General features: G+C 65.4%; 27 protein-coding genes and 1 riboswitch. Of the genes, 19 read left to right on the top strand and 8 right to left on the bottom strand.

The features are described 5' to 3' along the window. Window positions 1-3: 3 nt before the first annotated feature. The 3 genes from AAGW05_RS10775 (at window position 4) to AAGW05_RS10765 (ending at window position 2,756) form a co-directional block, all read left to right on the top strand. Window positions 4-477 (top strand): DUF2809 domain-containing protein, encoded by a 474-nt coding sequence (locus tag AAGW05_RS10775; RefSeq protein ID WP_411804520.1) that lies wholly within the window; start codon window positions 4-6, stop codon window positions 475-477. A gap of 40 nt (window positions 478-517) precedes the next feature. Continuing rightward, window positions 518-1,621 (top strand): FAD-dependent oxidoreductase, encoded by a 1,104-nt coding sequence (locus AAGW05_RS10770; protein WP_411804519.1) that lies wholly within the window; start codon window positions 518-520, stop codon window positions 1,619-1,621. 145 nt (window positions 1,622-1,766) lie between these two features. Beyond that, a complete protein-coding gene (locus AAGW05_RS10765; RefSeq protein WP_411804518.1) occupies window positions 1,767-2,756 on the top strand; it encodes an LLM class flavin-dependent oxidoreductase in 990 nt (329 codons plus the stop codon). A 35-nt stretch (window positions 2,757-2,791) separates the two neighbouring features. Here AAGW05_RS10765 and AAGW05_RS10760 read toward each other — a convergent pair whose 3' ends face one another. After that, a complete protein-coding gene (locus tag AAGW05_RS10760; RefSeq protein WP_411804517.1) occupies window positions 2,792-4,258 on the bottom strand; it encodes an FUSC family protein in 1,467 nt (488 codons plus the stop codon). 91 nt (window positions 4,259-4,349) lie between these two features. On the opposite strand from AAGW05_RS10760, the gene AAGW05_RS10755 reads away from it, so the two are divergent. Beyond that, entirely contained in the window at window positions 4,350-4,856 is a 507-nt protein-coding gene (locus AAGW05_RS10755; RefSeq protein ID WP_411804516.1) for a MarR family winged helix-turn-helix transcriptional regulator, read from the top strand. Between the two features lie 595 nt (window positions 4,857-5,451). On the opposite strand, the gene thiE is transcribed toward AAGW05_RS10755, so the two are convergent. Then, window positions 5,452-6,129 (bottom strand): thiamine phosphate synthase, encoded by a 678-nt coding sequence (gene thiE / locus AAGW05_RS10750; RefSeq protein ID WP_411804515.1) that lies wholly within the window; start codon window positions 6,127-6,129, stop codon window positions 5,452-5,454. 14 nt (window positions 6,130-6,143) lie between these two features. Then, a riboswitch (TPP riboswitch) is annotated at window positions 6,144-6,269 on the top strand. Between thiE and thiO the strand changes: the two genes are divergently transcribed. The 4 genes from thiO to AAGW05_RS10730 all read left to right on the top strand — a co-directional run bounded on the left by thiO (window position 6,264) and on the right by AAGW05_RS10730 (window position 9,302). Beyond that, a complete protein-coding gene (gene thiO / locus AAGW05_RS10745) occupies window positions 6,264-7,514 on the top strand; it encodes a glycine oxidase ThiO (RefSeq protein WP_411804514.1) in 1,251 nt (416 codons plus the stop codon). Its footprint overlaps the riboswitch before it by 6 nt. Then, the gene (gene thiS / locus AAGW05_RS10740) at window positions 7,511-7,750 is read left to right on the top strand and encodes a sulfur carrier protein ThiS (protein ID WP_411804513.1); all 240 of its coding nucleotides are present in this window, start codon (window positions 7,511-7,513) and stop codon (window positions 7,748-7,750) included. The genes thiO and thiS overlap by 4 nt, the downstream gene beginning before the upstream one ends. Window positions 7,751-7,809: 59 nt before the next feature. Beyond that, window positions 7,810-8,634 carry a thiazole synthase gene (locus AAGW05_RS10735; protein ID WP_411804512.1) on the top strand — a complete coding sequence of 275 codons (825 nt, stop codon included), beginning with the start codon at window positions 7,810-7,812 and terminating at the stop codon, window positions 8,632-8,634. A 20-nt stretch (window positions 8,635-8,654) separates the two neighbouring features. Continuing rightward, window positions 8,655-9,302 (top strand): 4a-hydroxytetrahydrobiopterin dehydratase, encoded by a 648-nt coding sequence (locus tag AAGW05_RS10730; RefSeq protein ID WP_411804511.1) that lies wholly within the window; start codon window positions 8,655-8,657, stop codon window positions 9,300-9,302. Between the two features lie 206 nt (window positions 9,303-9,508). On the opposite strand, the gene AAGW05_RS10725 is transcribed toward AAGW05_RS10730, so the two are convergent. From AAGW05_RS10725 to AAGW05_RS10710, 4 genes are all read right to left on the bottom strand, one after another. Next, on the bottom strand, window positions 9,509-9,814 hold the full coding sequence (locus AAGW05_RS10725) for a hypothetical protein (protein ID WP_411804510.1): 306 nt from the start codon (window positions 9,812-9,814) through the stop codon (window positions 9,509-9,511). Between the two features lie 46 nt (window positions 9,815-9,860). Next, window positions 9,861-10,085, bottom strand: a complete 225-nt coding sequence (locus AAGW05_RS10720) for a DUF3107 domain-containing protein (protein ID WP_411804509.1) — start codon at window positions 10,083-10,085, stop codon at window positions 9,861-9,863. A 62-nt stretch (window positions 10,086-10,147) separates the two neighbouring features. Beyond that, window positions 10,148-10,774, bottom strand: coding sequence for a TetR/AcrR family transcriptional regulator (locus tag AAGW05_RS10715; protein ID WP_411804508.1), 627 nt, complete (start codon window positions 10,772-10,774; stop codon window positions 10,148-10,150). Window positions 10,775-11,017: 243 nt separating this feature from the next. After that, window positions 11,018-11,194 (bottom strand): ATP-binding cassette domain-containing protein, encoded by a 177-nt coding sequence (locus AAGW05_RS10710; protein ID WP_411804670.1) that lies wholly within the window; start codon window positions 11,192-11,194, stop codon window positions 11,018-11,020. A 169-nt stretch (window positions 11,195-11,363) separates the two neighbouring features. Between AAGW05_RS10710 and moeB the strand changes: the two genes are divergently transcribed. Together moeB and AAGW05_RS10700 are read left to right on the top strand one after the other, a co-directional pair. Beyond that, window positions 11,364-12,551, top strand: a complete 1,188-nt coding sequence (gene moeB / locus AAGW05_RS10705; RefSeq protein ID WP_411804507.1) for a molybdopterin-synthase adenylyltransferase MoeB — start codon at window positions 11,364-11,366, stop codon at window positions 12,549-12,551. Between the two features lie 220 nt (window positions 12,552-12,771). Then, entirely contained in the window at window positions 12,772-13,758 is a 987-nt protein-coding gene (locus tag AAGW05_RS10700) for an SDR family NAD(P)-dependent oxidoreductase (RefSeq protein WP_411804506.1), read from the top strand. Window positions 13,759-13,832: 74 nt separating this feature from the next. Here the strand turns inward: AAGW05_RS10700 and AAGW05_RS10695 are convergent, their stop codons facing one another. After that, on the bottom strand, window positions 13,833-15,200 hold the full coding sequence (locus tag AAGW05_RS10695; protein WP_411804669.1) for a glutamyl-tRNA reductase: 1,368 nt from the start codon (window positions 15,198-15,200) through the stop codon (window positions 13,833-13,835). A gap of 164 nt (window positions 15,201-15,364) precedes the next feature. Here AAGW05_RS10695 and hemE point away from each other — a divergent pair, with 164 nt between their 5' ends. The 9 genes from hemE (at window position 15,365) to AAGW05_RS10650 (ending at window position 24,723) form a co-directional block, all read left to right on the top strand. Next, entirely contained in the window at window positions 15,365-16,420 is a 1,056-nt protein-coding gene (gene hemE / locus AAGW05_RS10690; RefSeq protein ID WP_411804505.1) for a uroporphyrinogen decarboxylase, read from the top strand. 44 nt (window positions 16,421-16,464) lie between these two features. Further along, entirely contained in the window at window positions 16,465-18,006 is a 1,542-nt protein-coding gene (locus AAGW05_RS10685; RefSeq protein ID WP_411804504.1) for a protoporphyrinogen/coproporphyrinogen oxidase, read from the top strand. 74 nt (window positions 18,007-18,080) lie between these two features. After that, window positions 18,081-18,779 carry a hydrogen peroxide-dependent heme synthase gene (gene hemQ / locus AAGW05_RS10680; RefSeq protein ID WP_411804503.1) on the top strand — a complete coding sequence of 233 codons (699 nt, stop codon included), beginning with the start codon at window positions 18,081-18,083 and terminating at the stop codon, window positions 18,777-18,779. Beyond that, window positions 18,776-19,942 carry a ferrochelatase gene (locus AAGW05_RS10675; protein WP_411804502.1) on the top strand — a complete coding sequence of 389 codons (1,167 nt, stop codon included), beginning with the start codon at window positions 18,776-18,778 and terminating at the stop codon, window positions 19,940-19,942. The genes hemQ and AAGW05_RS10675 overlap by 4 nt, the downstream gene beginning before the upstream one ends. Before the next feature lie 5 nt (window positions 19,943-19,947). After that, entirely contained in the window at window positions 19,948-20,934 is a 987-nt protein-coding gene (hemC, locus tag AAGW05_RS10670) for a hydroxymethylbilane synthase (protein ID WP_411804501.1), read from the top strand. Beyond that, window positions 20,931-21,794: a uroporphyrinogen-III synthase gene (locus AAGW05_RS10665; RefSeq protein WP_411804500.1), complete on the top strand. Its 864-nt coding sequence runs from the start codon at window positions 20,931-20,933 to the stop codon at window positions 21,792-21,794. The genes hemC and AAGW05_RS10665 overlap by 4 nt, the downstream gene beginning before the upstream one ends. A 13-nt stretch (window positions 21,795-21,807) precedes the next feature. After that, window positions 21,808-22,788, top strand: coding sequence for a porphobilinogen synthase (gene hemB, locus AAGW05_RS10660; protein ID WP_411804499.1), 981 nt, complete (start codon window positions 21,808-21,810; stop codon window positions 22,786-22,788). 44 nt (window positions 22,789-22,832) lie between these two features. Continuing rightward, window positions 22,833-24,140 (top strand): glutamate-1-semialdehyde 2,1-aminomutase, encoded by a 1,308-nt coding sequence (hemL, locus tag AAGW05_RS10655; RefSeq protein ID WP_411804498.1) that lies wholly within the window; start codon window positions 22,833-22,835, stop codon window positions 24,138-24,140. A 373-nt stretch (window positions 24,141-24,513) separates the two neighbouring features. Continuing rightward, window positions 24,514-24,723 carry a glycosyltransferase family 2 protein gene (locus AAGW05_RS10650; RefSeq protein ID WP_411804497.1) on the top strand — a complete coding sequence of 70 codons (210 nt, stop codon included), beginning with the start codon at window positions 24,514-24,516 and terminating at the stop codon, window positions 24,721-24,723. A gap of 107 nt (window positions 24,724-24,830) precedes the next feature. On the opposite strand, the gene AAGW05_RS10645 is transcribed toward AAGW05_RS10650, so the two are convergent. Continuing rightward, window positions 24,831-25,454 carry a methyltransferase domain-containing protein gene (locus AAGW05_RS10645; RefSeq protein WP_411804496.1) on the bottom strand — a complete coding sequence of 208 codons (624 nt, stop codon included), beginning with the start codon at window positions 25,452-25,454 and terminating at the stop codon, window positions 24,831-24,833. Between the last annotated feature and the right edge of the window lies 1 nt (window position 25,455).

Raw genomic sequence — 25,455 nt, 5'->3', positions numbered from 1 at the left:
GGTATGGACGAGCCCCCTGGATTCCCTCTCAAAAAAGCCGCACACCCGGGTCCGTGCGCAGGCGGAACTGCCCGCAGACGCATGCTGCTTGCTGCCGTTGGAGCCGGAACTGTGATGCTGGGGCTGGCGGTGCACTTCCTTGTCTCCGGCGATCTGGCATCCCTAGCGGCCGACGCCCTCTACACGGTGCTGCTTTACCTGCTCCTGGCCATCATTGCGCCCAGGACGGGCAGGCACTGGCTGGCGCTGTCGGCCTTTGCCCTCAGCGCACTTATTGAGCTTGCCCAGCTGACGGGCATCCCCGGGCAGCTCGCGGTGAGCTTCCCGCCGTCGAGCCTTGTCTTGGGCACCACCTTCTCCGCCCCCGACCTGGTGGCCTACGCGGTAGGCGCCGTCGCCGTGTACCTCGCCGACAGGTTCCTGTCCGCGCGGGCATCCGGGCGCGGCGCCCGGTGGCGTGCGACACAGCCGGAATAGCCGCCCGTTCCCGCAGGTTTGAGCACAGTAGGAGGCAACAATGCTCGAAGTGGTGGTTATTGGTGCAGGTCAGGCCGGACTTTCGGCCGCGTATTACCTTGCCCGGCAGGGGCTTCGGCCCGAGACTGACTTTGTGGTCCTTGACGCGAACCGGGCCCCCGGCGGTGCGTGGCTGCACCGCTGGTCCTCGCTGACCCTGGGCGCCGCGCACGCAGTCCACGACCTCCCCGGCATGAAGCTTCCCGCCGCCGATCCCACCGAGCCGGCCTCTGCCGTGGTGGGGCGCTACTACGGGACCTACGAAACCACGTTTGGCCTGCCCGTGCACAGGCCCGTGAAGGTGCTTGCCGTGCACCCATCGTCCCCGTCTTTCACAGCGGATGACGGCGAAGTCCCCGCCGACACGTCAGGTGCACCCCTGGTGGTGAAAACGGATCAGGGCAATTACAAAACCCACCTTGTCATCAACGCCACGGGCACCTGGGACAAACCGCACTGGCCGCACTATCCCGGCGTGGAAACCTTCGCCGGACGGCAGCTCCACACCCACGATTTCACGTCAGTGGCGGAGTTCGCCGGGCAGCGGGTGTTGGTGGTGGGCGGCGGCACATCGGCCGTCCAGTTTCTGCTCCAGCTCGCCGACGCCGGCGTTGAAACGGCATGGGCCACGCGGCGCGAACCCGAGTTCACCACCCGCGAGTTCGACCCCGACTGGGGACGCGACGTCGAACGCCGCGTCAACGAACGCACGGCCGCGGGGCTGCCGCCGCTGAGCGTCGTGGGCGTGACGGGACTGCCGTTAACGCAGCAATACCAACATGGGATTTCCGCGGGAACCCTTGTATCGCGCGGACCGCTGCGGCGAATCACGAAGGAAGGGGTGGTCTTTGCCGATGGCACCGCCTTCGCAGCCGATTCGATCCTGTGGGCCACGGGATTCCGCCCCTCCATGGACCACCTGGCGCCACTGAAACTGCGCGAACCAGGCGGCGGCATTGTCATGGACGGCGTGAAGGTGGCGCGCGAGCCGCGGCTGCTGATGGTTGGCTATGGCGCCTCTGCCTCGACACTGGGGGCCCGCCGGGCGGGCCGGGCCGCAGCATTGGCGGCACTGCAGCGGCTCAACGTTTCGGTCGACGCCTGACCCGGCCCCACTGTGGTACCCCGGGCTCAGAGCCCCGCACGTGAGGGGCGTCGGCGGGGGCGGGGGTGACAGCGCCCACGGTTGGAAATATCCACAGGCATCCGGAGGTTGGCGCTAAGGAGACCCCCTTCGAAAGGCAGCACCCATGACGCTTCCCATCTCCATCCTTGACCTTGCCCATATCGGCGACGACGGCATTGCCGCAAGTTTCCGCGATTCCGTGGAATTGGCGCAAAAGGCCGAAAGATGGGGGTACAAGCGCATTTGGTTTGCCGAACACCACAACATGCCCTCGATCGCCTCATCGGCCACGAGTGTGTTGATCGCGCACGTTGCCGCACACACCAAGACGATCCGCCTTGGCGCCGGCGGAATCATGCTGCCCAACCACTCGCCGCTGCAGATCGCCGAACAGTTCGGCACCCTGGAAACCCTGCACCCGGGACGCATTGACCTGGGACTGGGCCGTGCCCCCGGCAGCGACCAAAACACCATGCGTGCGCTGCGCCGGGACCCCATGGCAGCGGACACCTTCCCGCAGGATGTCCAGGAACTGCAGGCCTACTTTGAGGGCCAGAGCCGGATCTCCGGCGTGAATGCCTACCCGGGCAAGGACACACACGTTCCGCTGTACATCCTGGGCTCCTCGCTCTTTGGTGCCCGACTCGCCGCGGCGCTGGGCCTGCCGTACTCCTTCGCATCGCATTTCGCCCCGCAGGCCCTGGAGGATGCCGTGCGCATCTACCGCCGCGAATTCAAGCCGTCCGCGGCACTTGCCGCGCCCTATGTGATCGCAGGCGTCAATGCCATTGTGGCCGACACCCAGGAAGAGGCTGACGCGCTGCTGTTGACGGCCAAGCGCCGCCGCGTGGCCGCGATGGTTGGCGGCGGCCGCACGTTCACCGACGCCGAGGCCGACATGCTGCTCGAGTCACCGGCAGGCCAGCAGGTCCTGAACATGATGCGCTACTCGGCAGTCGGCACTCCTTCTGTGGTGCGGGCCTACCTGGATGAATTTGCCGTGAAGGCCGGCGCCGATGAGCTCATCGTGGCCACACAGGTCACCGAACGCGCCGGACGGATCCGCAGCTTTGAGCTGCTGGCCCAGGCCATGGAGCTGGCTCCGTCGGCGTAGCTTTCACACCGGGCCACTTTGCCCGATGGGTTTTCCTAGGAGTTGCTGCCCAGGTGGTGGCGGTCGGCCAGTGAAATGGTCAGAGCCGCCACCAGGACACCAACAACCACTCCCACCAGTGTGTCGGCAACGCGGCTGAACGCCGCGTCGGGGCCCAGATGCCCGCCCAAGCCTGTCATGATCAGCGCCATGGGTGTCACGGCGATTGTGGTCAGTATGTAGTTTTTCAGCACAACTATTTCCGCCAGGACCTGAAAAACGATGACCATGGCGACCGAGGGCCAAAAGCCCAGCGGCAGGGACAGCAGGACCACCGCCACCACCGCGCCGGCCACATTGCCCACCACGCGCTGGATGCCACGCTGGACGGCCATGCCATAGTTCAGTCCCTGGAGGGCGGCCACTGCGCCCATTGAAGCCCACAACGGGTGGTCAAGACCGAGTCCGACCGCGGCCCAGCCGGCAAGTGCCGATGCTGCGGCCATGCGCATGCCCTGATGTGCGCTTGAGGGCGAGAGCAGTGCCGTGCGTGCCGCTGACAACATTCCCTGCGGCTTTGCAGCACCGGTCTGTGCTGCTGCCTCGGACACACCGTCCGGTGCGGCAACGGACCGGGCGTCAAACACCGTGCGCAGTTGTGCCTCGTGTACTGCCAGACCATCCAAGGCAGAGGTGGCGCCGGCATGATTCCCTGCCTTGAGAAGCTCCAGCACGGCGTCGGCCTCATCAAGCAGGAGGCCAAGCTGGGCCGCCTGCGCACGGAGCTGCACGGAGCGCGCGCTGCGGCGCTGCGGGTGAGTCGCACTCAACGCCAATGAGTCCCTGGCTGTGCGCACTGCGGCGAGGGCCGCGCCCTGGCGGGTGCCGGCGTCGTCCATGTCTTTAGTTGTGCCAAGCCCGGTGACAGCGGCAATGGCACGGGCCACGGCGAGGCGGGCCGGGCCCATCGGGGCAATAAGGGCCGGAGCCATGGCCACCATCCAGCCGACCACGACGCCCAGTCCCAGGGCGGCGAGGACGCGGGGAATGGCGTCGAAGGTGTGTGCGTAGCCGGCGCCGGCGGAGGCTGCGAAGACGAGGATCACCACGCCAGGTCCCATGATCCTGAAGGCGGAAAACACGGGTGCGGCAAGGCCTGCGATGAGTGCGAGTGCCAGGATTTCCAGGCCCGTGGGCACACCCGATGCACCCATGAGGGCGCCGACACCCGTCGCCACAAGCATGGCGGCGGCGACGATCACCAGCATCACCCCAAGCCGCTTATAGGGCTGGTAGCGGCCGAAGGCGCTCGTCAAGGCGCCGAGGGCAGCGATGCCGGAAAGCTGCTCCTGTCCCAACAGACCACCCGCCACCAGGACCAGGGTCGCCGCGATGCCCACCTTGATGGCCGGTGCGAAAATGGCGTCGGCCGGGCGTAGGGCAAAGGAGTTCCGCCAAGTGGCACGGGCGGCGGGATGGGTCAGTGCTGTGCGTGTGTGGTGGATTCGGGTGAGCTGGGGCATGCTTCAATGATATCAAGTATTTTACTAGTAAAATATATGTAAGGGATATGAGAGTTCTCTCCTTGATGCGGCGGACGCCTAGACTGACATGATGGATGCAAAACCGGCAAGGGGAGACTTCGTCGACAGGGTCCGCCACGGCTGGGCCAGGAACTGGCCCGACCTTGATGTCGCAACGGTTGAGGTCATGGGGCGGATCACGCGGATTGCCGCCCTGACCAACCAGCGCGTTGAGCGGGACCTGGCGCCCGTGGCCGTCACCCGCGCCGAGTTTGACGTGCTGTGCACGCTGGCCCGGGCCGATTCGCCGCTGCGGGCCAGTGACGTCACGGCCGCCACCATGCTCAGCGGGGCATCCACCACAAAGAATGCCGAGCGGCTTGTCCAGCGCTGCCTGGTTGAAAGGCTGCCCTGGGAGCTTGATGGAAGGGTTGTCCTATTGCAATTGACCGAACAGGGACGGGACCTGGTGAACCGGGAATTCCCCCACTTCCTGGAGCGTGACAGCCAGGTGCTCGAGGGCCTCAGTGCCAAGGAACAGGTGCAGCTTGCATCGCTCCTGCGCAAGGTCGCGCTCAGGGCCGAGACTGTGGATTAAGCGGGGTGCGGGCACAGCGCCCACATCGGGCAGCGATAGTTCGAGGCGGTCGGTGGTGAGTGCCGGGACTATGGTGGCTGCGTGCTGTTCCAGCACCTGCAACAGGCTGGCCCCTGTCACAACCCCCAGCTTCAACCCGGCGGTATGCAATGCACGCACAAGCTCACGCGCGGCCCGGCGGACGGGGCTTTCACGGGCAACCCGGGCCGCATATTCGGCGTCAATCGCCGGCAACAGGCGCTCCACGGCCTTGGCAGTATCTTGCCCCGCAGTCTCCGGGACGGCTTGCCCCGCGGATGCTCCCGGCCTTGTGCCGAGGCCTCCTGCTGGAGCGTAATTCACAGGGGTTAACGGAACCGCTCGATTCGGTTTCCCGGAGCCGTCTGGCCGGCACATGGCTCAGGACTGCGCCCGCCACCTCGCGCTTCTCGGCCTAGACTAATCCCGTACCACCCAGCCCGGAATCCCGATGATCCGGGGCGATCCGACACCTGCCGCACCAGCAAGGAGGCCGGTAATTTCACGCTGCGTCATGGTTTGCATCCTCGGGTGGGGCACAGTGCTTGATTGGAGCATCGTGCCGACGTCGCGAAAATCAGCCCAGCGAGGGCAACCGTGACAACAATTCCTGTGCGGCCGACGTCGGATCTTCAGCGTCGGTGATGGCCCTGACAACCACAATGCGGGACGCACCGGCGGCAACCACCTGGTCCACATTGCCCAGGTCAACCCCACCAATGGCGAACCACGGCTTGGCAGTATCCAGGGACGCGGCGTGCTCGAGCAGGGAAAGCCCGACGGCGGCCCGGCCCGGCTTCGTGGGGGTGGCCCACAGAGGCCCCACGCAGAAATAATCGGCATTTGGATCGGCGGCAGCGGCCGAAACCTGTGCGCGGTCATGGGTGGAAAGCCCTATCGAAACAGTCTTCACCAGGGAACGCGCCGCCGGAAGGGGCAGGTCCTTTTGACCTACATGGAAGACAGGGGCGCCGCTAAGCATGGCAATGTCGGCCCTGTCATTCACGGCCCACAGCTTTCCGCATTCCTGCGCCACAGACCGCAAGACGGCCAGTAGTTCAAGTTCCCGGGCCGCCTCAAGCGACTTGTCGCGCAGCTGGATGATGTCAACGCCGCCGGCGTAGGCGGCCCGCAGGAAATCGGCGAAATCACCCTGCCGGGCACGGGCATCGGTGCACAAATACAGCCGGGCAGTATCGACTGAGGGAATGGAATGTTTGGTGGCGGCGTCATGGATGGCCGAATTTGAGCTCATGTCTCATAGACTAATGCAGTACCGCGGGAGCCAGTGAAGCTGGCTGAGAGGGCGCCGACTGCGCCGACCGAAATACGCCCCACGTGGGCGTGGAACCTGATCCGGATCATGCCGGCGTAGGGAAGGAGAGCATTGTGGCATCCATTGTGTCTGACATTTTGACCACCGAGGTTGCCGTTATTGGCGGCGGAATTGTGGGCCTCGGCATCGCCTGGGAAGCCCGGCGGGCGGGTCACACCGTCACAGTCATCGACCCCACACCGGCCGCCGGGGCAACGTTTGCGGCCGCCGGAATGCTGGCACCCGTCAGCGAACTCCACTACCAGGAGGAAGAACTCCTGGAGCTGACCCTGGCTTCGGCGGCCCTGTGGCCTGACTTTGTGGCGTCCCTGCCGGCCGGTTTGCACACGGGATTCAACACCTCCCCGACCCTGATTCTCGGAGGGGATCCGGCAGACCGAAAGGCGTTGTCGGACCTGCGGGACGTTCAAACCCTGCATGGCCTGGAGGTTGCCCAACTTTCCATCAGGGAGGCCCGTGCCCTGGAGCCCATGGTGGGCCCGCACATTTCCTGCGCCTACCTGGTTGGGTCCGACCACCAGGTTGATCCGCGGGCCATGGCTGTGGCATTGCAGGAGGCGCTGGTGGCTGCGGCCCCCGCATCCGGCCGTCCCCATGAGGGGCATCCGTTTGTGGCCGAGGAAGCCGTGGGACTGCTGCACGAGGACCCCGAGGACAACCGATCAGCCGTGACGGGTGTGCAATTGGCTGACGGCCGGCGGGTCCTCGCCCGGGAGGTCATCGTGGCCAACGGCCTGGGCGCGCCGAAACTCCACGGCCTGCCCGAAGGCCTCACACTGCCCGTCCGCCCCGTGTACGGTGACATCCTGCGCCTGCGGGTTCCCGGGCACCTGCGCCCGCTGACCACCGCAACCATCCGCGGCATGGTGCGCGGACTGCCGGTGTACATCGTGCCGCGCGATGACGGCACGGTGGTGATCGGTGCCAGCAGCCGCGAGGACGGATCGGCAGGCGTCAGCGCCGGGGGAGTGCATCAGCTTCTGCGCGACGCCCAGGTCCTGATGCCGGCCGTTGCCGAGCTCGAACTCATCGAAACGACGGCCCGCGCGCGCCCCGGCACCCCCGACAACGCACCCCTGCTTGGCAGGGTTGCCGGACCTGGCGGCAGGGACGTCACCGGCCTGATCATCGCCACCGGCTTCTTCAGGCACGGCGTGCTCCTGACCCCGATCGCCGCCCGCATCACGCGGCAATTGCTCACAAACATCACCGACCTGGCGTGGGAACGCTTCAGGCCCGACCGCTTTTCGCACGCACGCCAGCCGGTCCGCAACGCCGGCCCAACCACCCAGGAGCCCTCATGAGCACCATCAACATCAACGGCGCGGCCCAGCCGTACGCCTCAGGAACCACCGTTGCCGACCTCGTATCGGCCATGACGGGCAAGGCTCTGTTGGCCAGCGGACAGGCGGCCGACGGCGGACGGCTGGGTGTCGCCGTCGCCCGCAACGCAGACATTGTGCCGCGCAGCCAGTGGGCGGCGACGCAGGTGCAGGACAATGACGAGCTTGAAATCGTCACGGCCGTGCAGGGCGGCTAGGGCATGAACGGCACCAAACACACCAACATCCAACATCTCCGGACCGAAAGCGAACGACCATGACTGAAACACTTGCCGGCAACGGCGCACGGATTGCCATCGAGGAAGACGCCCTTGTCATTGACGGGGTGGCGCTCGGATCGCGGCTCATCATGGGCACCGGCGGAGCGCCCAGCCTGTCGGGTTTGGGCGCGGCCCTGATCGCCTCAGGCACTGAGCTGACAACAGTGGCCATGCGCCGGTATTCGGTTGATAGTGAGGGCGAATCGGGCACCAACCTGTTCAGGCTGCTGCTTGAAAACAACATCCGCGTGCTGCCCAACACGGCAGGCTGCTTCACCGCACGGGAGGCTGTGATGACGGCCGAGCTGGCCCGCGAAGCCCTTGAAACCGACTGGGTGAAACTGGAAGTCATCGCGGACGAGCACACCCTGCTGCCCGACGCGCTCGAACTTGTCGAGGCCACCGAACAGCTCGTCAACCGCGGCTTCAAGGTCTTCGCCTACACGAACGATGACCCGGTCCTCGCGCTGCGCCTCGAGCGGCTCGGCGCGGCGGCCGTCATGCCGTTGGGCGCCCCCATCGGCACCGGGCTGGGCATCCTGAACCCGCACAACATCGAATTGATCGTCTCGCGTGCCGGCATTCCCGTGGTGCTCGATGCCGGAATCGGCACGGCATCGGACGCCGCCCTTGCCATGGAGCTCGGCTGCGACGCGGTGCTGCTGGCCACTGCTGTCACCCGGGCGCAGAATCCAGTGGTTATGGCTGAGGCCTTCAAACACGCGGTGATCGGTGGAAGACTGGCAGCACAGGGCGGCCGCATTCCCAAGCGGGCGCATGCCTTGGCTTCGTCGGCAATGGACGGCCGCCCCGACCTGTAGAGCTAACTAAGGAGCCTGCCATGGCAGCCGAAGATGTGTTGACCCGGGCCCAGATTGACGAAGAGCTTCAGACTTTGCCGCAGTGGCGCCTTACGGGTGAGCTGCGCACCGTACTGAAGTGTCCGACGTCGGCCATCGCCCTGGACCTGTTCTCCACGATCGGGCAGGTGGCCCAGAAGGCAGACCACCACCCCGATCTTGACTGGCGCTATGACACCTTGTTTGTGGCCACGAGCTCCCATGACGCAGGAGGCCAAATCACCGCCCGGGACATCAGCCTGGCAAGGGCTATTTCCACGGCCGCTTCGGCGGCGGGGGCCGTGGCAAGGCCCGATTTGATCCGGACCTTTGACATCGTCATCGACACCGCGGACAAGGCCGCCATTTCTACAACGTGGAAGGGTGGCTTCGGGTACGTGGCTGACGCCAACGGGGACCTGAGTGATCCCCACGGCCGGGGACCGGGCATTTGGTTCCAGGAAACCGGGACTCCCAATCCGAACCGGTTCCATGTGGATGTGAACGTTCCCTTCAGCGAGAGGGAAACGTATCTTGCGGCGCTGGCGGACTCGGGCGGTTCCCTTGACGACGACTACGCGCCGCGCTGGGTTGTGGCCACGGATGCGCAGGGAAACCGGATGTGCATTTGCACCGAGGCTGAGGCCTGAGAAGTTGTGCGCAGCCTTCGGCCTCGGGCTGTGCGCATAAACCGTTATGCGCAGGACCCGACTACGGGCCCTGCGCAGAACGTCCGCAAGTTTGCGCAGGGCAAGTCACTGACAAGGACAGGGGGGCGCCCTTCACTGCCCTTAAACACTTATGCGCAGGCCCCGTATCGGGTCCTGCGCATAAGAAAAAGCAAAGAGTGCTGTGCTTAGTGCATTGCCAGAATCGCGTTTGTTCTTTCCACCAGCTGGTGGTGGCGGGTGCGTCCAACAAAACCTGCAGTGGCCCACGCGGCGGCGCCGCCCACGACGATGGACAGGATCCACGGAATCCATGCGGTGGCGGGATCGTGGTTCAGGCCTACCGCCATGGTGATGATCCAAACAAGCAGCGAGGATGCCACAGCCGCGCCTGCAGGAAGCACAGCCCCGAAGGTGTCCCGGTACTTGTCCACTGCCCAGGCAATGGCGCCCAGGGCACCGGCACTAAGAGCAATAATGACCAATGCAACCATGAAGTAATTCCGTCTCTCTTTGCTGAAGCAGTAGTCTTTGGGGGCTTTACAGCGCGGCAAATCCTACGCCGCGAGCCTTTTCCCCACCCAATTCAACGTATCCCAGGGCATGGCCGGGAACAATCACGAGGCGCCCCTTCTCGTCTTTAAGACGCAACTCAGTGCCCTTGGACAGGGCGTCAGAGACCAACGCGGCGACGTCGTCGGCGGTTTGATCGGATTCAAGGACAATTTCACGGCTGACGTTTTGGATGCCGATCTTGATTTCCACAGATGTCTCCTCGGTGCAGACTACAAATAGGTGTATGTATAAACCACTCTAGGGGCAGGCGGTCAGGATTCCTTGGGGAAGCGGCTAATTCCGCGCCAAGCTAAACGGTAGACAAGGTCACTGGCCACATCGAGGTCCAGGTCACCGTTTGCCTCAAGCCAGTAGCGGGCGCTGACCTGCGCCATTCCGGCCAGCGCACGGCCAAGAAGCGCCGCCTCAACGGGGGCCAGCTTCGTGTCCTCGGCAATGACCTCACCAATGGCATCGGCGTAGTGGGCGTTGAATTTCTCCAGCCGCGCAGCCACCTCGACGTCGTTGACCAGGTCTGATTCAAAGACAAGGCGGTGTGCCTGGTCATCGTTGGCCATGAAGTGAAAATAGGCCTTCATGGTTGCCTGGACACGGAGCTTGTTGTCAGTGGTTGAACTCAGTGCACCGACAAGCATTTTGGTCAGTGCTTCAAGATGGCTGTCCAGCAGTGCAAGGTACAGTTCGCGTTTGCTGGGGAAGTGTTGGTACAGCACGGGCTTGCTGACCTTGGCGGTCTCGGCAATCTCATCCATCGCGGCACCGTGATATCCGTGGTTGACGAACACCTCAAGGGCCGAGGCCAACAGCTGAGCACGGCGTTCGTCGCGGGGCAGCCTGGCCGGAGCCGTGCGCTCCTTCGCGGAGGGATCCAAAGTCATGATCTCAGCCTTTCTCTCCGGTGCCCCGTACTAAGCGATGGGCTGGTTTTTGTCAGTCTACCGGTCGGTATTGCGCCAGCGTGCGCAGGCAGGGCCGGACGGTGAGAGCATCTCCCCAAGACACCCAAGCGGCCACATGTGGAAAGCTGGGATGCGGGTCTGAGAAGACCCTTGAACTCGGTCTCGACGAGGTCCTTCAGGTCCGCCTGGCTGAGCAGCTTGAAGAGCGGCTGTCTTTCCCCTCTACCAAGAGCTGCTATCCGAGTTCAGGCCAGCCGTCGGAGCGGCGTCCCGCACCCTGAAGCCACTCATGTCCTCTCCGCCGACAGTGACCGTGCCGCTGTCTGGCCGTTCCGAGGAATGGATGGTCCCGATCAGGGTGCTCTTGCCGGCACCGCTTTGGCGTAGGACGCCTGCGATGACCGTACGGCGATGAGATGTTGCTCACATGCCGTGAGTGGTTTCAGTCAGCGAGGGCCCCGTGTGGGGCGGACCCGCACTCGCCGCAGGATGCGAGGAAAGCACGCGCCACCTCGTGCAGTTGCCGCCGGGCTGGTCACTTGATCGGGCACGCCCTAGATTTATGAGTATGGTTTCCTTGATCCAGCCACTGACCGCCGCCGCGCCTGCCCTGCCACCGCTGGTTGAGCCCGGCCCGCCGTTGTCCGGGGAGGAACTTGAGCGCTATTCGCGCCATGCGCTTATCCCGGAAATTGGTCTGGAGGGACAGCGAAGGTTATGCAACGCGCGGGTCCTTGTCATCGGTGCCGGCGGCCTGGGTTCCCCGGCGCTTCTCTACCTTGCCGCGGCCGGCGTGGGTACGCTTGGCATCGTCGACGACGACACCGTTGAACTGAGCAACCTCCAACGCCAGGTCATCCACGGCGTGGGCGACATCGGCCGCACCAAGCTGGAGTCAGCCCGCGATTCCATCCTCGAGCTCAACCCCGGGGTCAACGTGGTCCTGCACCCCGTCAGGCTGGATTCCACCAACGCACTGGACCTCTTCGCCGGCTACGACGTCATCCTCGACGGGGCCGACAACTTCGCCACCCGCTACCTCGTCAACGACGCCGCCGCGCTGCTCGGCAAGCCATACGTGTGGGGTTCCATCCTCCGCTTCGACGGACAGGTCAGCGTCTTTTGGGACAAATTCGGGCCCAACTACCGCGACCTCTACCCCGAACCGCCCGCGCCCGGCTCCGTTCCGTCGTGCGCCGAAGGCGGCGTCTTCGGCATGCTGTGCGCCTCGATCGGCGCCATGATGGTCACCGAAGCCGTCAAACTCATCACAGGCATCGGCCAATCCCTGCTGGGTCGCCTCCTGATTTTCGACGCCCTCTCCGCCCGGTGGCGTGAAATCCGCATCGCCAAGGACCCCGGAGCCGACCCCATCACCGGGTTGGTGGACTACGAGATCTTCTGTGGCCTTGGCACTGCCGCCGCCCTGAAGAACGACGGCGATCTCATCTCCCCCGATCAACTTGCCGACCGACTGGCCCGGCGGGAGCGGGGCGAGGAAACGTTTGTGCTGGTTGACGTGCGGGAGCCGGTGGAATTTGAGATCGCGAGGATCCCCGGCTCGGTGCTGATCCCGCTGGCCGGCATCAGGGACGGATCGGCCCTTGGCCAGGTGCCGCACGGCGTGCCGTTGATACTGCACTGCAAGGCCGGCACCCGCTCGGCCCAGGCACTGGCGAGCCTTGGCGCGGCAGGCTATGACGACGTCGTGCATCTTGATGGCGGAATCGACGCCTGGGCGAAGGCGGGACACTGAGGATGGCGGTCTCCGTTGCCAGCGTCACATCGGGCCTCGTTTCACGGGGGAGGAAGTGACATGAAAGGCCCGGCATTTCGGTGTTCCGCTGCGGAGAACAAGCCGGATCACGCAGATGGAGGCGCCCAAGTCGCCCGCGACAAACTAGCCGCGGGGGAGTACATTGCGCACAAAGGGTTCCTCACAGTGGGAGGGCCTGCATTGACGGAAGAGGCACATCATGAACCGATTGAACCTTCAGCCGACGCCGCAGCAACCCCTTGGTTCCGGGTTTGGGCATGACAGCACGGCCGCCTCGGTGGTTGAGGGCATGGACCTTGCTGGATGCGAGGCCATTGTCACCGGCGGCTACTCGGGCCTTGGCCTGGAGACCGTGCGGGCGCTGGTCGGGGTGGGCGTTCGCGTCAGCGTGCCTGCCCGCCGCCCCGACCACGCCCGAGGGGTGCTCGCCGCGGCCGACCTCGGCGGCGTGGATGTCTTCGAGATGGATTTGGGCGACCAGGCAAGTGTGAAAAAATTCGCCGCCGAGTACCTGGATTCCGGGCGGCGGCTGGACATCGTGATCAATAACGCCGCCATCATGGCCTGCCCGGAAACCCGCGTCGGCCCCGGCTGGGAGGCACAGTTTGCCACCAACCACCTGGGGCATTTCACGTTCGTAAACCTGTTGTGGCCTGTGTTGTCCGACGGCGGGGCGCGCGTGGTTGCGCTGTCGTCCACGGGACACAAACGCTCGGGAATCCGCTTCGATGATCCCCAATTCACCCGCGGCTACGACAAGTGGGAGGCCTACGGGCAGGCAAAAACAGCCAACAGCCTGTTTGCCGTCGGCCTTGACGCCCTGGGCGCCGGGCATGGGGTGCGGGCCTTTGCCGTCAACCCCGGCGGCATCATGACGGGGCTACAGCGCCATCTCAGCCAGGAAGAAATGGTCGCCGCAGGGTGGATGGACAGCACCGGCAAGCTCAAGGATGGGTTCAAGACCCCCGAGCAGGGGGCCGCAACGTCGGTGTGGTCGGCCACATCGCCCCTGCTCGACGGCAAGGGCGGCGTGTACTGCGAAGACTGCGACATTGCCAAGCCAACGGACCCCGACTCCGAGCTCGCCCGGTTCGCGGGCGTTGACGCGCACGCCATCGATCATGAAAGCGCCATACGGCTGTGGGAATTATCGGCGAATCTGACAGGGGTCAACGCGTTCGGTTAGGCCACCGGCACCACAGGGGGTGTTGAACGGTCATGCGCAGCTGGTGCTTCCGGCGCGGCGCATGGCCCACGGAGTCAGGCTGAGGCTGCTTCCGTGCCCGGCCCGCGCCGGCGCGTGCTGAGCGATTGCTCGGCGGCCGCTCCGATGGCGCCCGGTTCAATCTTGATTCCGTACAGTGCGTCCAGGGCCGCCAGATAGCTCCCCGCGTCGCCGGCAGAGGCGAGTTCCTTAGCCCTGACGGTGGGCACGTGCAGCAGCTGCTTGACCATGCGGCGCATGGCCAACTCAACCTCGGCGGTGGCTGCGCCACAACCGTGCTGTTTGCGGACTTTGGCCAACTCATCGTCAAGGACTGCCATGGTGTGCCGGCGCAGGGCCACGATGGCGTGGTCAAGGGCGCGGGAGTTTTGTGACTGTTCAAAGCTGCGGGTGGCATCGGCAACCATTGAGGAGGCTTCCACCAGGGTTGATTCCTGTTCGGCCGGGGCCGCCTGGCGCACCGTTTCAAGTGTCAGCAGGTCAACGCCGGGAAGCTCTGCAATGTCAGGGGCGAAGTCGTGCGTGAGGGCGAGGTCGATGGCCGTCAGCTGCCCTGATCCGTCGTGGCGCATGCGCGCCAAATCCCTGGACGACAGCTGGTGGTCCGAGCCGCTGCAGCCAACGAGCAGCGACGCTCGGGCCACGGCCTGCGCCAAGGAAAGCTCATCCAGTGCAGTACCGCCACGGGAGGCCGTAAACGTTTCGGCCCGTCCGGTGGAGGAGTACACGGAAATATCTGTGCATCCCCGCTGGGCAAGCTGTGCCATTGCGGCCCCCGCATACGCCCCGGTGCCAAAGAGCACGGCCGATGCGCCGGCGAGGGACCTGCCGGTCGGGCCGTCAGTCCCGGCCCGAAGTTCGGCGGCAAGATCTAGCGCCACCGAAACGATGGACATGCCGCGGCGGCCAAGCGCGGTCTGGGCGCCCACATCCTTGGCGGTTTTGGCTGCGGCCTGAAAAAGCCTGACAAGGGCGGGGGTTGTGGTGCCCTGGTCCTGGGCCGTGCTCAGGGCCCGTCGCACCTGGCCGGCAATCTCGCGTTCGCCCACGACGGCGGATTCCAAGCCGGTGCTGACGGCGAAAAGATGCCGGGGGACCGCATCACGTTCCAAGGTGGAGAAGGCTTGGGAGACAAGGGGCTCGGCCAGACCTGAATGCCGGCTGATGGATTCCACGAGTGAACTGCGGGCGGCCTCAACGTCTTCGGCGCTGCGGGCGTGGACATAAAGCTCAAAGCGGTTGCAGGTTGCCAGCGTGACCAGCCCGGCGACGTGGGCGCCGTGACCGGCACTATCCTCGTGCCCCAGCACCTCAGCACCAACTGCCGCTGCCCCGGCACTTAAGCGGGCAACGGTTTCCAGATCAATGGATGAGTGCGAGGCAACGAGCGAAAAGAGAACCACAATTTCAATATGGTAGACCCCCAAGCTGATGGTTTATGCACATTGGGAAGAAAAACGTCACCAAGAATCTGTGACACTGATTACCTTGCGGGGTGACGCCGTGCCCCTCTACGGTGACAGTTTGTGCACAAAAATCGCACGGATTCGCTCTGTAGGGTGGTGCCATGACACTGAGCCCAAGTCATCCGCTTATGGATGGACGCACCGCGAATTCCCCTTTGATCACAGCCTACCGGGGTGGCACGCCCAGCCGCAGGCCCGTCTGGTTCATGCGCCAGGCCGGACGCTCGCTGCCTGAATACCGGGAACTGCGGGCCGGCACCACCATGCTGGAATCCTGTCTCAAGCCCTCTATGGCTGCCGAGATCACGCTCCAGCCGGTCCGCCGCCACGACGTTGACGCCGCGATCTTCTTCTCCGACATTGTCATTCCGCTCAAGCTGGCAGGCGTGGGCGTTGACATTGTTCCCGGAGTGGGACCCGTCCTCGAGAAGCCCATCCGCACGGCCGCTGACATCGCAGCACTGCCCGAACTGACAGACGCGGCTCTGGACCCCATCCGGGAAGCCGTTGCACTGACGGTGGCCGAACTTGGCAACACCCCGTTGATCGGCTTTGCCGGCGCCCCCTTCACCGTGGCCGCCTACATGGTTGAGGGTCGCCCGTCCCGCGACCACCTCGGTCCGCGCACCATGATGCACGCCGAGCCGGAACTGTGGGCGGAACTGATGAACTGGGCCGCCGACGCCTCCGGAAAATTCCTGCGTGCCCAGATCGAGGCGGGCGCCAGCGCAGGCCAGCTCTTCGACTCATGGGCGGGGTCGCTGGGACTTGCCGACTACACCGAGCATGTGGCCCCGGCGTCGTCCAGGGCCTTGGACCACGTGCGCGACCTGGGCGTCCCGCTCATCCACTTTGGCACCGGCACAAGCGAACTTCTAGGCGCCATGCACGGCGTCGGAGTTGACGTCATGGGCGTGGACTACCGCCTTCCGCTGGATGAGGCCAACCGCCGCCTGGGTGGAAACGTGCCACTGCAGGGCAACATCGACCCGGCCCTGCTCAGCGCGCCGTGGGAGGTGCTTGAGGCACACGTGCGCGCCGTCGTGGCCGCTGGCGCATCGGCCCCCTCGCATGTGGTGAACTTGGGACATGGGGTGCCGCCGGAAACCGACCCGGCAGTCCTGACCCGTCTGGTTGAACTCGTTCATTCAATCTAGGGCCGCACCAACGAAGAGCCACGCACCACCCTCGAGGGGAATCCATGGAAAACCGCAGACGCGCAGCCAAGGCCCACAAGCCGCAGAGCCACCCGGCGCCCAACCAGGCGGTGGTTGTTGGTGGTGGAATTTCAGGCCTGCTGGCCGCAAAGGACCTGCAGGCCGCCGGTTTCCAGGTCAGCATTTACGACGCCGCGGCCTCCTGGGGCGGGTGTGTTGCCGCCCATGAGGTGGCCGGTGAGGTGCTCGATGCCGGGGCGGAATCCTTCGCAACCCGCAACACCGCGGTGGCCGATCTTGCGACGGAGCTGGGGCTCGGGGACAAGCTCACAACACCCAACCCGGCAGGTGCCTGGGTGTGGCTGCCAAGCGGGCCCGTCCCGCTGCCGCGCACAGGCATTCTGGGCATCCCCTCGGACCTCACGGCTCCCGAGGTCCGCGCCGCCCTGGGCGCCAAGGGCGTGCTGCGGGCCGCACTCGATGCCACGATGCCCTCGAGCATTGGCACCACCGAAGCAGTTTCAAGCGTGGCGGAGCTGGTCAGGGCGCGCATGGGCAAGCGGGTGCTTGAGCGCCTTGTGGCGCCCGTGGTGGCCGGCGTCCACTCGGCTGATCCGGAATTGCTCGACGTCGACATGGTGGCACCGGGGCTCCGCGCCGGCATCCGCGAACACGGCTCCCTTGCCGCCGCCGTTGCCGCGCAGCGGGCAGGCGGCAGCAAGCCCGGATCCGCCATTGGCGGGCTGGCCGGCGGCATGCACACGCTCGTCACTGCGCTCGTGGCCCAGCTGCGCGAGGCGGGCGTCGCCATGCATTCCGGACACCGGATCAAGGCCGTCTACCGCGGCGACACCGACCTGCCCCAGGACGGCCCCGCCCCCACGGAAGGGCCCGACGGCGCAGGCCCCTCCCGCTGGATTGTTGACTGGGAGCATGGCACTGACCGCGGATTCGAGGCCGCGGATTTGCTGGTGGTCGCCACCGACGGCCCCACGGCCGTGAAGCTGCTAGGTGTCGAACTGCCCCAGCTGCTGCCTTTTGCCCCAGCCCCGGGGCCTGACATCAGACTTGTCACATTGGTGCTGGATGTGCCCGAACTGGATTCGGCACCGCGCGGCACTGGAGTGCTCGTTGCCCCGGGCGTCGCCGGCATCAAGGCCAAGGCACTGACCCACGCGACGGCAAAATGGGAATGGCTGGCCGATTCCACGGGACCTGGCACCCATGTCCTGCGGCTCTCCTACGGCCGTGCCGGCGCCAAGGCGGCAGATGCTGTGCGGCTGACCCCCGGGACGCCGAAGGAGGAAGACCTGGTTCCCCAGGCGCTGGCGGATGCAACGGCGCTGCTCGGCATCGAGGTGACCGAGGCTGACCTGCTTGGTTCGGACGTTGTCCGCTGGCGGGGCGCCTTGCCGTTCGCCGCTGTCGGCCACCAGGCAAAAATGGCGCAAATCCACGCCCTGGCCAATGAGGTCCCCGGCCTGGTGCTCACGGGTGGCTGGATGAGCGGCAACGGCCTTGCAGCGGTTGTCAGCGGCACCAGGAGACAAATCCGGGCGGCCGTTGACGCCACACTGCGGGTGTGAGCTTCGCCTCTTTCTACGTCACGTAGAGAATGTCGGTTTCTGATTCTCCGGCTCGAGGGTGCACACTTGAAACCATGACGAGAGACACTTACACACAATCTGTCACTAAAACTCCTGCGGAGACGCCGTTCACGCTGTGGACCGTTTTCAAAAGGACCGGCTCCTTCACCGGTGGGGAAGCCGCAGTGGCCGGTTTTGAGGCGTTGGTGGCTGAGCTCGCCGCCGAAAGCATCACGCTGCGTGGCGCCTACGACGTCTCCGCGATGCGCAACGATGCCGACATCATGGTGTGGCTGGTCGGCGCCGACGCCGAAGGCTTGCAGCGGGCAGTACGCAGCATCCGGCGCCTGGAGCTGTTTGCGGCCGCTGAAATCTCGTGGTCGGCCATGGGCGTGCACCGCGAGGCAGAGTTCGCCAAGAACCATGGCCCCAGCTACATGGGCCCGAACGAACCAAAGAATTGGGTGTGCGTCTACCCGTTCGTGCGCTCCTACGACTGGTACATCCTGCCCGCCGAGGACCGCAGCCGCATGCTGCGCGACCACGGCATGCTCGGCCGGGACTACCCGCAGGTTCTGGCCAACACCGTCTCCGCTTTCGCCCTGGGGGACTGGGAATGGCTCCTGGGTCTGGAAGCCGATGAATTGACCGATTTGGTGGACATGATGCGTACCCTGCGCGGGACCGACGCCCGCCTGCACGTGCGTGATGAAATTCCCTTCTACACGGGCCGCCGCATTGCTGGCGCCGAGATTGCCGAGGTTCTCAAGTGAACAACCGAGCTGCCGCCCCCGCGCAGTACGACGCGATCCTGCTGGCCTCCTTCGGCGGGCCCGAGGGCCAGGACGACGTCCTGCCCTTCTTGCGCAACGTCACCCGCGGCCGCGGCATCCCGGATGAGCGCCTAGAGGAAGTCAGTCACCACTACCGCGCCAACGGCGGCATCAGCCCCATCAACGAGCAGAACCGTGCCCTCAAGGCCGCTCTGGAAGCAGAGCTGGCAGCCCGGAACATCGAGCTGCCTGTCCTGTGGGGCAACCGCAACTGGGATCCCTACATCCCCGCCGTGCTCCAGGACGCCTACGACGCCGGCCACCGCCGCCTGCTAATGCTCACCACTAGCGTCTACTCCTGTTACTCCAGCTGCCGCCAGTACCGCGAGGATATTGGCATTGCACTGACGGAGACGGGGCTGGACGGCAAATTGGCCGTGGATAAGATCCGCCAGTACTTTGACCACCCAGGCTTTGTTGAGCCCTTCATTGAAGGGACGGCTGCGTCATTGGCTAAGGTCCGCCAGGAACTCGCCGAAGCCGGAAAGGCCGGCGCGCCCGTCCACGTCATGTTTGCCACCCACTCCATTCCGACCCGGGACGCCGAAGCGGCTGGCCGTTCGGAACTGCAGCCGTTGGTTTTTGAGCAGGATTCGGCCTATGTAGCCCAGCACCTGGCCAACGCAGAGGCCATCATGGCCCGGGTCGATCCTGACCAGGACTGGTCGCTGGTGTACCAGTCTCGTTCCGGTGCACCTCACGTGCCGTGGCTGGAACCGGACATCAACGACGCACTGGCGGAGCAGGCGGCAGCCGGCGTAGCCGGTGTAGTGGTGGTCCCGCTGGGCTTCATCAGCGACCACATGGAAGTCCTCTGGGACCTGGACACCGAGGCGAAAGAGACCTGCGCCGAGCTGGGGCTGGCCTTCGACCGTTCCCCCACCCCGAGCACGCACCAAAAATTCGTCGAGGGCCTCGTGGACCTGATCTGTGAGCGAACCATCCAAAACCACATCACCGAACGTCCGGCCATGACCAAGCTGGGCCCCTGGTATGACGTGTGCAACCCCGGGTGCTGTGCGAACTTCCGTGGCGAGAAGCCGGCCATCTCCGAGGTGGGCAGCACCGTGGGCCTCGTGGCCGCCTCGCAAGGCGGTTCCTAATCTCCATGGCTGAAATAATGGCAGGTGTGAAAATTGGCACCCGAGGAAGCAAGCTGGCCCTAAGCCAGACCCAGCAAATTACAGACCAGCTCAGCGCTGTTGGCGGTTTTGATGCCCACATTAATGTCATCAAGACCGACGGTGACATCCTCACCGGTCCGCTGTCCCAAATGGGCGGCACCGGGGTGTTTGCCGCTGAACTGCGCGCAGCCGTACTCGACTCCCGCGTTGACGTGGCAGTGCACTCGCTGAAGGACCTGCCCACTGCGGCAGTTCCCGGCCTGGCCCTGGCGGCCGTGCCGGCCCGTGCCGACGCCCGCGACGCCTTGTGTTCCCGCGACGGGCTGACACTTGCGGAATTGCCGCAGGGCGCCCGTGTTGGAACCGGATCGCCCCGCCGGGCGGCCCAGCTCTTGGCTGCCCGCAGCGACCTGGACATTGTCGACATCCGCGGCAACGTCGACACCCGCCTGGCGCGGGTTGCTGGCCTGCCCGGAAACCCCGAGGCTGAGGTTGTCGCCGGAAAGACAGGGGACCTCGACGCCGTGGTGCTTGCCGCCGCGGGGCTGAGCCGGATCGGCAGGCTCGAAGCCGTCACCGAGTTCCTCGACACCGACGTGATGTTGCCGGCCCCCGGACAGGGCGCCCTGGCGCTTGAATGCCGCTCCGCCGACACCGACCTCGCCGGAGTGCTGGGCCAGTCGCTGGCAGCCGTCGATGACACCGACACCCGCCTGGCCGTCACGGCCGAACGCGCTTTGCTGGCCCGCCTCGAGGCCGGCTGCAGCGCACCCGTCGGCGCACACGCACACCGCAAGGGCTCCATGCTCTACCTCGAAACAGTCGTACTCTCCCTCGACGGAACCCGCTCGATGCGCCTGAAGAAGGCCACCGACGGGCTCACCGCAGTAGGGGCCACCCTGCTGGGCATCGAACTGGCCGAGGAACTGCTGGCTGGCGGCGCGGCGGACCTGGCGGATTTGCGTTCATGACATTGAGGGAACCGGCACCGGGTGCAGGTCCGCTTACCGGGCTTCGCGTCGCCGTGACCCGCAGCTTGGACAGGGCCGGCGGGCTGCTTTTTGCACTGACCGCTGCGGGCGCCGAAACGGTGCTGGTTCCCGTCATCGACTTTGAGGTTGGAGATCATGACGTCCTCGGAGCCGCCCTCCACCGCCTGGCCGAGGCGGAGTATGCGTGGCTGGTTATCAGCTCTATCACCACTGTGCGCGCGCTGAAGCAATGGTGTGAGGCGGCCGGGACGTCGCTGATCGATCTCATTCCGGCCGGGACGAAAGTCGCCACGATCGGGCCAACCTCCGTCGCCGTCCTGGCGGCCGAAGGCATCCACGCGAACGTGGCGCCGGTTGACGTGCAGTCCGCTGCAGGGCTCGTGGGCCTGTGGCCAGGTTTTGATGGCGGCAACAACAAGGTCTTGCTGCCGCAGTCGAACCTAGCCGAGGCCACGCTCACTGACGGCATCCGGGCCAAGGGCTGGGATGTGGAAAGCATCACCGCATACAAGACCGTGGATTACCCGGCCGATCCCGCATTCAGGCTGACCGCCGCGAAGGAATCTAGATTCCAGATGCTGACCCCGGACGAGGCGGCAGGGGAGATGCGCGCGGGGGCGATCGACGCCGTCGTGCTTGCCTCGGGAAGCGCTGCAGCAAGAGTTGCCGCAACCATGGCGCCGCTGCCTTCGGGGTGCCTGGTGGTTGCGATCGGGCAGCCCACGCGGGACGCGGCCGAACGGCTGGGCATGAGCGTTGCCGCAACTGCCGAACATCCGACGCCGGAGGGCATCGTCGCCGCGCTGGCACGGGCCCGCACACTTTTAGACAACCAGTAGTTCAGGAGCCACCATGAGTTTCCCCCAGCACCGTCCGCGCCGACTGCGCACCACCACCGCCATGCGCCGCCTTGTCAGCGAATACTCCCTGGCGCCGTCGGATTTGATCCTGCCCGTGTTCATCCGGGAGGACCTCAGTGAGCCCAAGCCGATCACCTCCATGCCAGGGGTGGTGCAGCATACGACGGCGTCGCTCGTGAAGGCGGCGCGCGAGGCCGTGGCCCTGGGGCTCGGCGGCATCATGCTGTTCGGGATTCCGGCGCAACGGGACGCGGTTGGGTCGGCCGGGATTGACCCGTTCGGTGTGCTGAACAAGGCGATCAGGGATGTCCGCGCAGCGGTGGGCGATGCCCTCGTGGTCATGAGCGACCTCTGCCTGGACGAATTCACCGACCACGGTCACTGCGGGGTGCTCGATGCCGCAGGGCAGGTGGACAACGACGCCACCTTGGAGATTTACGCACAAATGGCCGTGGCGCAGGCCGCTGCGGGCGCACACGTGGTGGCGCCGTCGGGCATGATGGACGGCCAGGTTGCAGTGATCCGCGAGGCACTTGACGCGGCCGGACATTCCTCCGTGTCCGTGCTGGCATACGCGGCCAAGTACGCCTCGGCCTTCTACGGCCCGTTCCGGGAGGCCGTCGATTCCCAGCTGCAGGGCGACCGCCGCACCTACCAAATGGACCCGGGCAACCGCCGCGAGGCCCTCCACGAGGTAGAACTGGACCTGGCCGAGGGCGCCGACATCGTCATGGTCAAGCCCGCGATGAGCTACCTCGACATCCTGGCCGACGTTGCCGCGATGAGCCCCGTGCCGGTGGCCGCGTACCAAATTTCGGGGGAGTACGCCATGATCGAGGCCGCTGCCGCCAACGGCTGGATCAACCGCCGCGGCGCCATCGAGGAATCAGTGCTGAGCATCAAGCGTGCCGGCGCCACCATGATCTTGACGTACTGGGCGGCCGAACTGGCCGGCTGGCTGCACGAAAACTAAAACCACTCTTCTTTCACATCGCTACCCAAGCCAAGGATTTCTTCATGACCAGCTCGCAGGAACTTTTCGACCGCGCCAAGACCCTCATGCCCGGCGGCGTGAACTCGCCTGTGCGCGCCTTCGGCTCCGTGGGCGGCACCCCCCGCTTCATGGTCAACGCCAAGGGCGCCTACCTGACGGATTCCGAGGGCAGGGACTACGTGGACCTGGTCTGCTCCTGGGGACCGGCCCTTCTTGGCCACGCCCACCCGGACGTGCTCGCCGCCGTCCACGCCGCCGTGGACCACGGCCTGAGCTTCGGCGCCTCAACCCCGGCGGAAAGCGAACTTGCCGCCCTCGTGCAGGGGCGCGTGTCCGGCGTCGAACGCCTGCGCATGGTCTCCACAGGCACCGAGGCGACCATGACCGCCGTACGCCTGGCCCGCGGCTTCACAGGCCGGGACCTGATCATCAAGTTTGCCGGCTGCTACCACGGCCACCTCGACTCCCTGCTGGCCGCGGCCGGATCGGGACTGGCAACCCTTGCGCTGCCCGGATCCGCCGGCGTTACTGCCGCGACCGCAGCCGAGACTTTGGTGCTGCCGTACAACGACCTTGCCGCCGTTGAGGCCGCCTTCGCCTCCTACGGGGACCGGATCGCCGCAGTCATCACCGAGGCGGCGCCCGCCAACATGGGCGTTGTCGCCCCGGGAGATGGCTTCAACGCTGGGCTTTCACGCATCACCACGGCCAACGGCGCGTTGCTCATTTTGGACGAGGTCCTGACGGGATTCCGGGTCGGTGCCGCCGGTTACTGGGGCCTGACTGGCGCGTCCGAGGGCTGGACTCCTGACCTGTTCACCTTCGGCAAGGTCATCGGCGGGGGACTGCCGACGGCGGCCCTCGGCGGCCGCGCGGACGTCATGAACCACCTGGCGCCCTTGGGCCCGGTCTACCAGGCAGGCACGCTGTCGGGCAACCCGGTGGCCATGGCGGCCGGTGTCGCTACGCTGACGGCAGCGACATCCTCGGTGTATGCCACGGTGGACGCCCGCTCGCTTGAACTGTCCACAGCGTTGTCCGCCGCCCTGTCAGCCGAGGGCGTGGACCACTCCATCCAGCGCGCAGGGAACCTGTTCTCCGTTGCCTTCGGAACATCGGTTTCAGGGGTGCACAACTACGCCGACGCGCAGGCCCAGGAAGCATTCCGCTACGCTCCGTTCTTCCACTCGATGCTTGACTCCGGTGTGTACCTGCCCCCGAGCGTCTTCGAGGCCTGGTTCCTTTCCGCAGCCCACGACGACGTCGCCATGAACCGCATCTTCGAGGCATTGCCGGCGGCGGCCAAGGCGGCAGCTGGCGCCACGGCGTAGCCTCGTTCTTCTTCAAACCAGCCCGCACTAAACGGCGAAAAATCGCGAATTCGAGGCGTTTTTCGCCGTGCACCATGACAGTTCCCACCGTCCAGCACCTTTCCAGGGTCAGGACCGATCCCACGGCTCCCAACCTGCACATCGGCACGGATGCCGTGGTGGAGGTGACAGGCCTGCGCAACCCCTGCGCGCAGATCGAGAACGTCTTCAAGGGCCTGTTGAAGGAGCTGGTTGGCTACAACGACGCAGGGGAAATTATCAGGCGGGCAGGCATTATGGGCACAGTCCACCGTGGCGGAACCATGCATGCAGGCGATTGCATTGAAGTTCTCCTCCCGGTGGAACCCCACGTTGCCCTGGAGCGCGTTTGGGCGTGGCGACCATCGCCGTCGTCATTGCTTCACACAATGATGCGGAACTGCTGGCCATTTGCCTGGCCGCCCCAACCCGGCAGGCGGACAGGATCCTCGTTCTCGACAATGCCAGCACGGACGGCACCGCACCGGTATGCGCCGCAGCCAGGGGTGTGCCGGAACCGGAGGGCCTCTCCCAGTGTCGCGGGCGCGTCGGCCCGCGGCCTTGACGCTGCCGGCGCCGATATTCTGGCGGGGGTAGATGCGGATTCGCGGTCCTGTCCCGACTGGCTTGAACGGATTGAGGCGGATCTGGCGAGCGGTGAATTTGGTCTCGTCACGGGCCCCGGGAATTTTTACGGTGGCACGCCCCTGGTGCGCTGGCCGGGAAGGGTCCTGTGTCTCGGCGGCTACTTCCAAGTAGCGGGCTTCCTGCTCGGCCACACGCCCGTCTTCGGCTCCAACAATGCGATGACGGCCGACGTCTGGGCGCGGGTGGGTGGGTCCATGACCCGTGACAACCCCGAAATCCATGACGATCTGGAGACTTCCTAGCTGCGGGGTCTGGGCAAGATCTGCCCGGAAATTCGCCCAGGCCACGGATTTTCGCCAAGACGACGTTTCGGTCCGGTCTCTGCGCAACTAAAGCCCAGGAGCTGGCAAGTTGAACCAGGTGGTCCACTGTCAGCTCGTAATTGAGGGGGCATTCGTTGCGCTCAAAGGCGCCTCGCCCGGCCAACTCGTCGGGCGCGCTGAGCGTTTGATCGGCAGGGGTTCCGTCCGGTTCGACGATTGCGGCCAGTGCCTGCACCCAATTGCTGGTTCGGTCCCAGGTATTCCACGCCATACCCATCATGCCGTTGTGCTTGAGTACACGATCGCATTCATTTGTTGCCTGTTCGGGATCGACCCAGTGCCAGGCTTGGAGGCAAATAATGGCGTCGACGCTCTGATCGCCCAAG

Origin of the sequence: Arthrobacter sp. LAPM80, assembly GCF_046736435.1 — a bacterium.
Classification (GTDB): Bacteria; Actinomycetota; Actinomycetes; order Actinomycetales; family Micrococcaceae; genus Specibacter.
Note: the sequence above shows the minus strand (reverse complement) of the source record. Positions and strands in the feature narration are given on the sequence as shown.

What these genes read in the sequence shown, in the direction of transcription:
- AAGW05_RS10775 (WP_411804520.1), top strand. Translation starts at nt 4, where the DNA reads ATGGACGAGCCCCCTGGATTCCCTCTCAAAAAAGCCGCACACCCGGGT.
- AAGW05_RS10770 (WP_411804519.1), top strand. Translation starts at nt 518, where the DNA reads ATGCTCGAAGTGGTGGTTATTGGTGCAGGTCAGGCCGGACTTTCGGCC.
- AAGW05_RS10765 (WP_411804518.1), top strand. Translation starts at nt 1,767, where the DNA reads ATGACGCTTCCCATCTCCATCCTTGACCTTGCCCATATCGGCGACGAC.
- AAGW05_RS10760 (WP_411804517.1), bottom strand. Translation starts at nt 4,258, where the DNA reads ATGCCCCAGCTCACCCGAATCCACCACACACGCACAGCACTGACCCAT.
- AAGW05_RS10755 (WP_411804516.1), top strand. Translation starts at nt 4,350, where the DNA reads ATGGATGCAAAACCGGCAAGGGGAGACTTCGTCGACAGGGTCCGCCAC.
- thiE (WP_411804515.1), bottom strand. Translation starts at nt 6,129, where the DNA reads ATGAGCTCAAATTCGGCCATCCATGACGCCGCCACCAAACATTCCATT.
- thiS (WP_411804513.1), top strand. Translation starts at nt 7,511, where the DNA reads ATGAGCACCATCAACATCAACGGCGCGGCCCAGCCGTACGCCTCAGGA.
- AAGW05_RS10735 (WP_411804512.1), top strand. Translation starts at nt 7,810, where the DNA reads ATGACTGAAACACTTGCCGGCAACGGCGCACGGATTGCCATCGAGGAA.
- AAGW05_RS10730 (WP_411804511.1), top strand. Translation starts at nt 8,655, where the DNA reads ATGGCAGCCGAAGATGTGTTGACCCGGGCCCAGATTGACGAAGAGCTT.
- AAGW05_RS10725 (WP_411804510.1), bottom strand. Translation starts at nt 9,814, where the DNA reads ATGGTTGCATTGGTCATTATTGCTCTTAGTGCCGGTGCCCTGGGCGCC.
- AAGW05_RS10715 (WP_411804508.1), bottom strand. Translation starts at nt 10,774, where the DNA reads ATGACTTTGGATCCCTCCGCGAAGGAGCGCACGGCTCCGGCCAGGCTG.
- moeB (WP_411804507.1), top strand. Translation starts at nt 11,364, where the DNA reads ATGGTTTCCTTGATCCAGCCACTGACCGCCGCCGCGCCTGCCCTGCCA.
- AAGW05_RS10700 (WP_411804506.1), top strand. Translation starts at nt 12,772, where the DNA reads ATGAACCGATTGAACCTTCAGCCGACGCCGCAGCAACCCCTTGGTTCC.
- hemE (WP_411804505.1), top strand. Translation starts at nt 15,365, where the DNA reads ATGACACTGAGCCCAAGTCATCCGCTTATGGATGGACGCACCGCGAAT.
- AAGW05_RS10685 (WP_411804504.1), top strand. Translation starts at nt 16,465, where the DNA reads ATGGAAAACCGCAGACGCGCAGCCAAGGCCCACAAGCCGCAGAGCCAC.
- hemQ (WP_411804503.1), top strand. Translation starts at nt 18,081, where the DNA reads ATGACGAGAGACACTTACACACAATCTGTCACTAAAACTCCTGCGGAG.
- hemC (WP_411804501.1), top strand. Translation starts at nt 19,948, where the DNA reads ATGGCTGAAATAATGGCAGGTGTGAAAATTGGCACCCGAGGAAGCAAG.
- AAGW05_RS10665 (WP_411804500.1), top strand. Translation starts at nt 20,931, where the DNA reads ATGACATTGAGGGAACCGGCACCGGGTGCAGGTCCGCTTACCGGGCTT.
- hemB (WP_411804499.1), top strand. Translation starts at nt 21,808, where the DNA reads ATGAGTTTCCCCCAGCACCGTCCGCGCCGACTGCGCACCACCACCGCC.
- hemL (WP_411804498.1), top strand. Translation starts at nt 22,833, where the DNA reads ATGACCAGCTCGCAGGAACTTTTCGACCGCGCCAAGACCCTCATGCCC.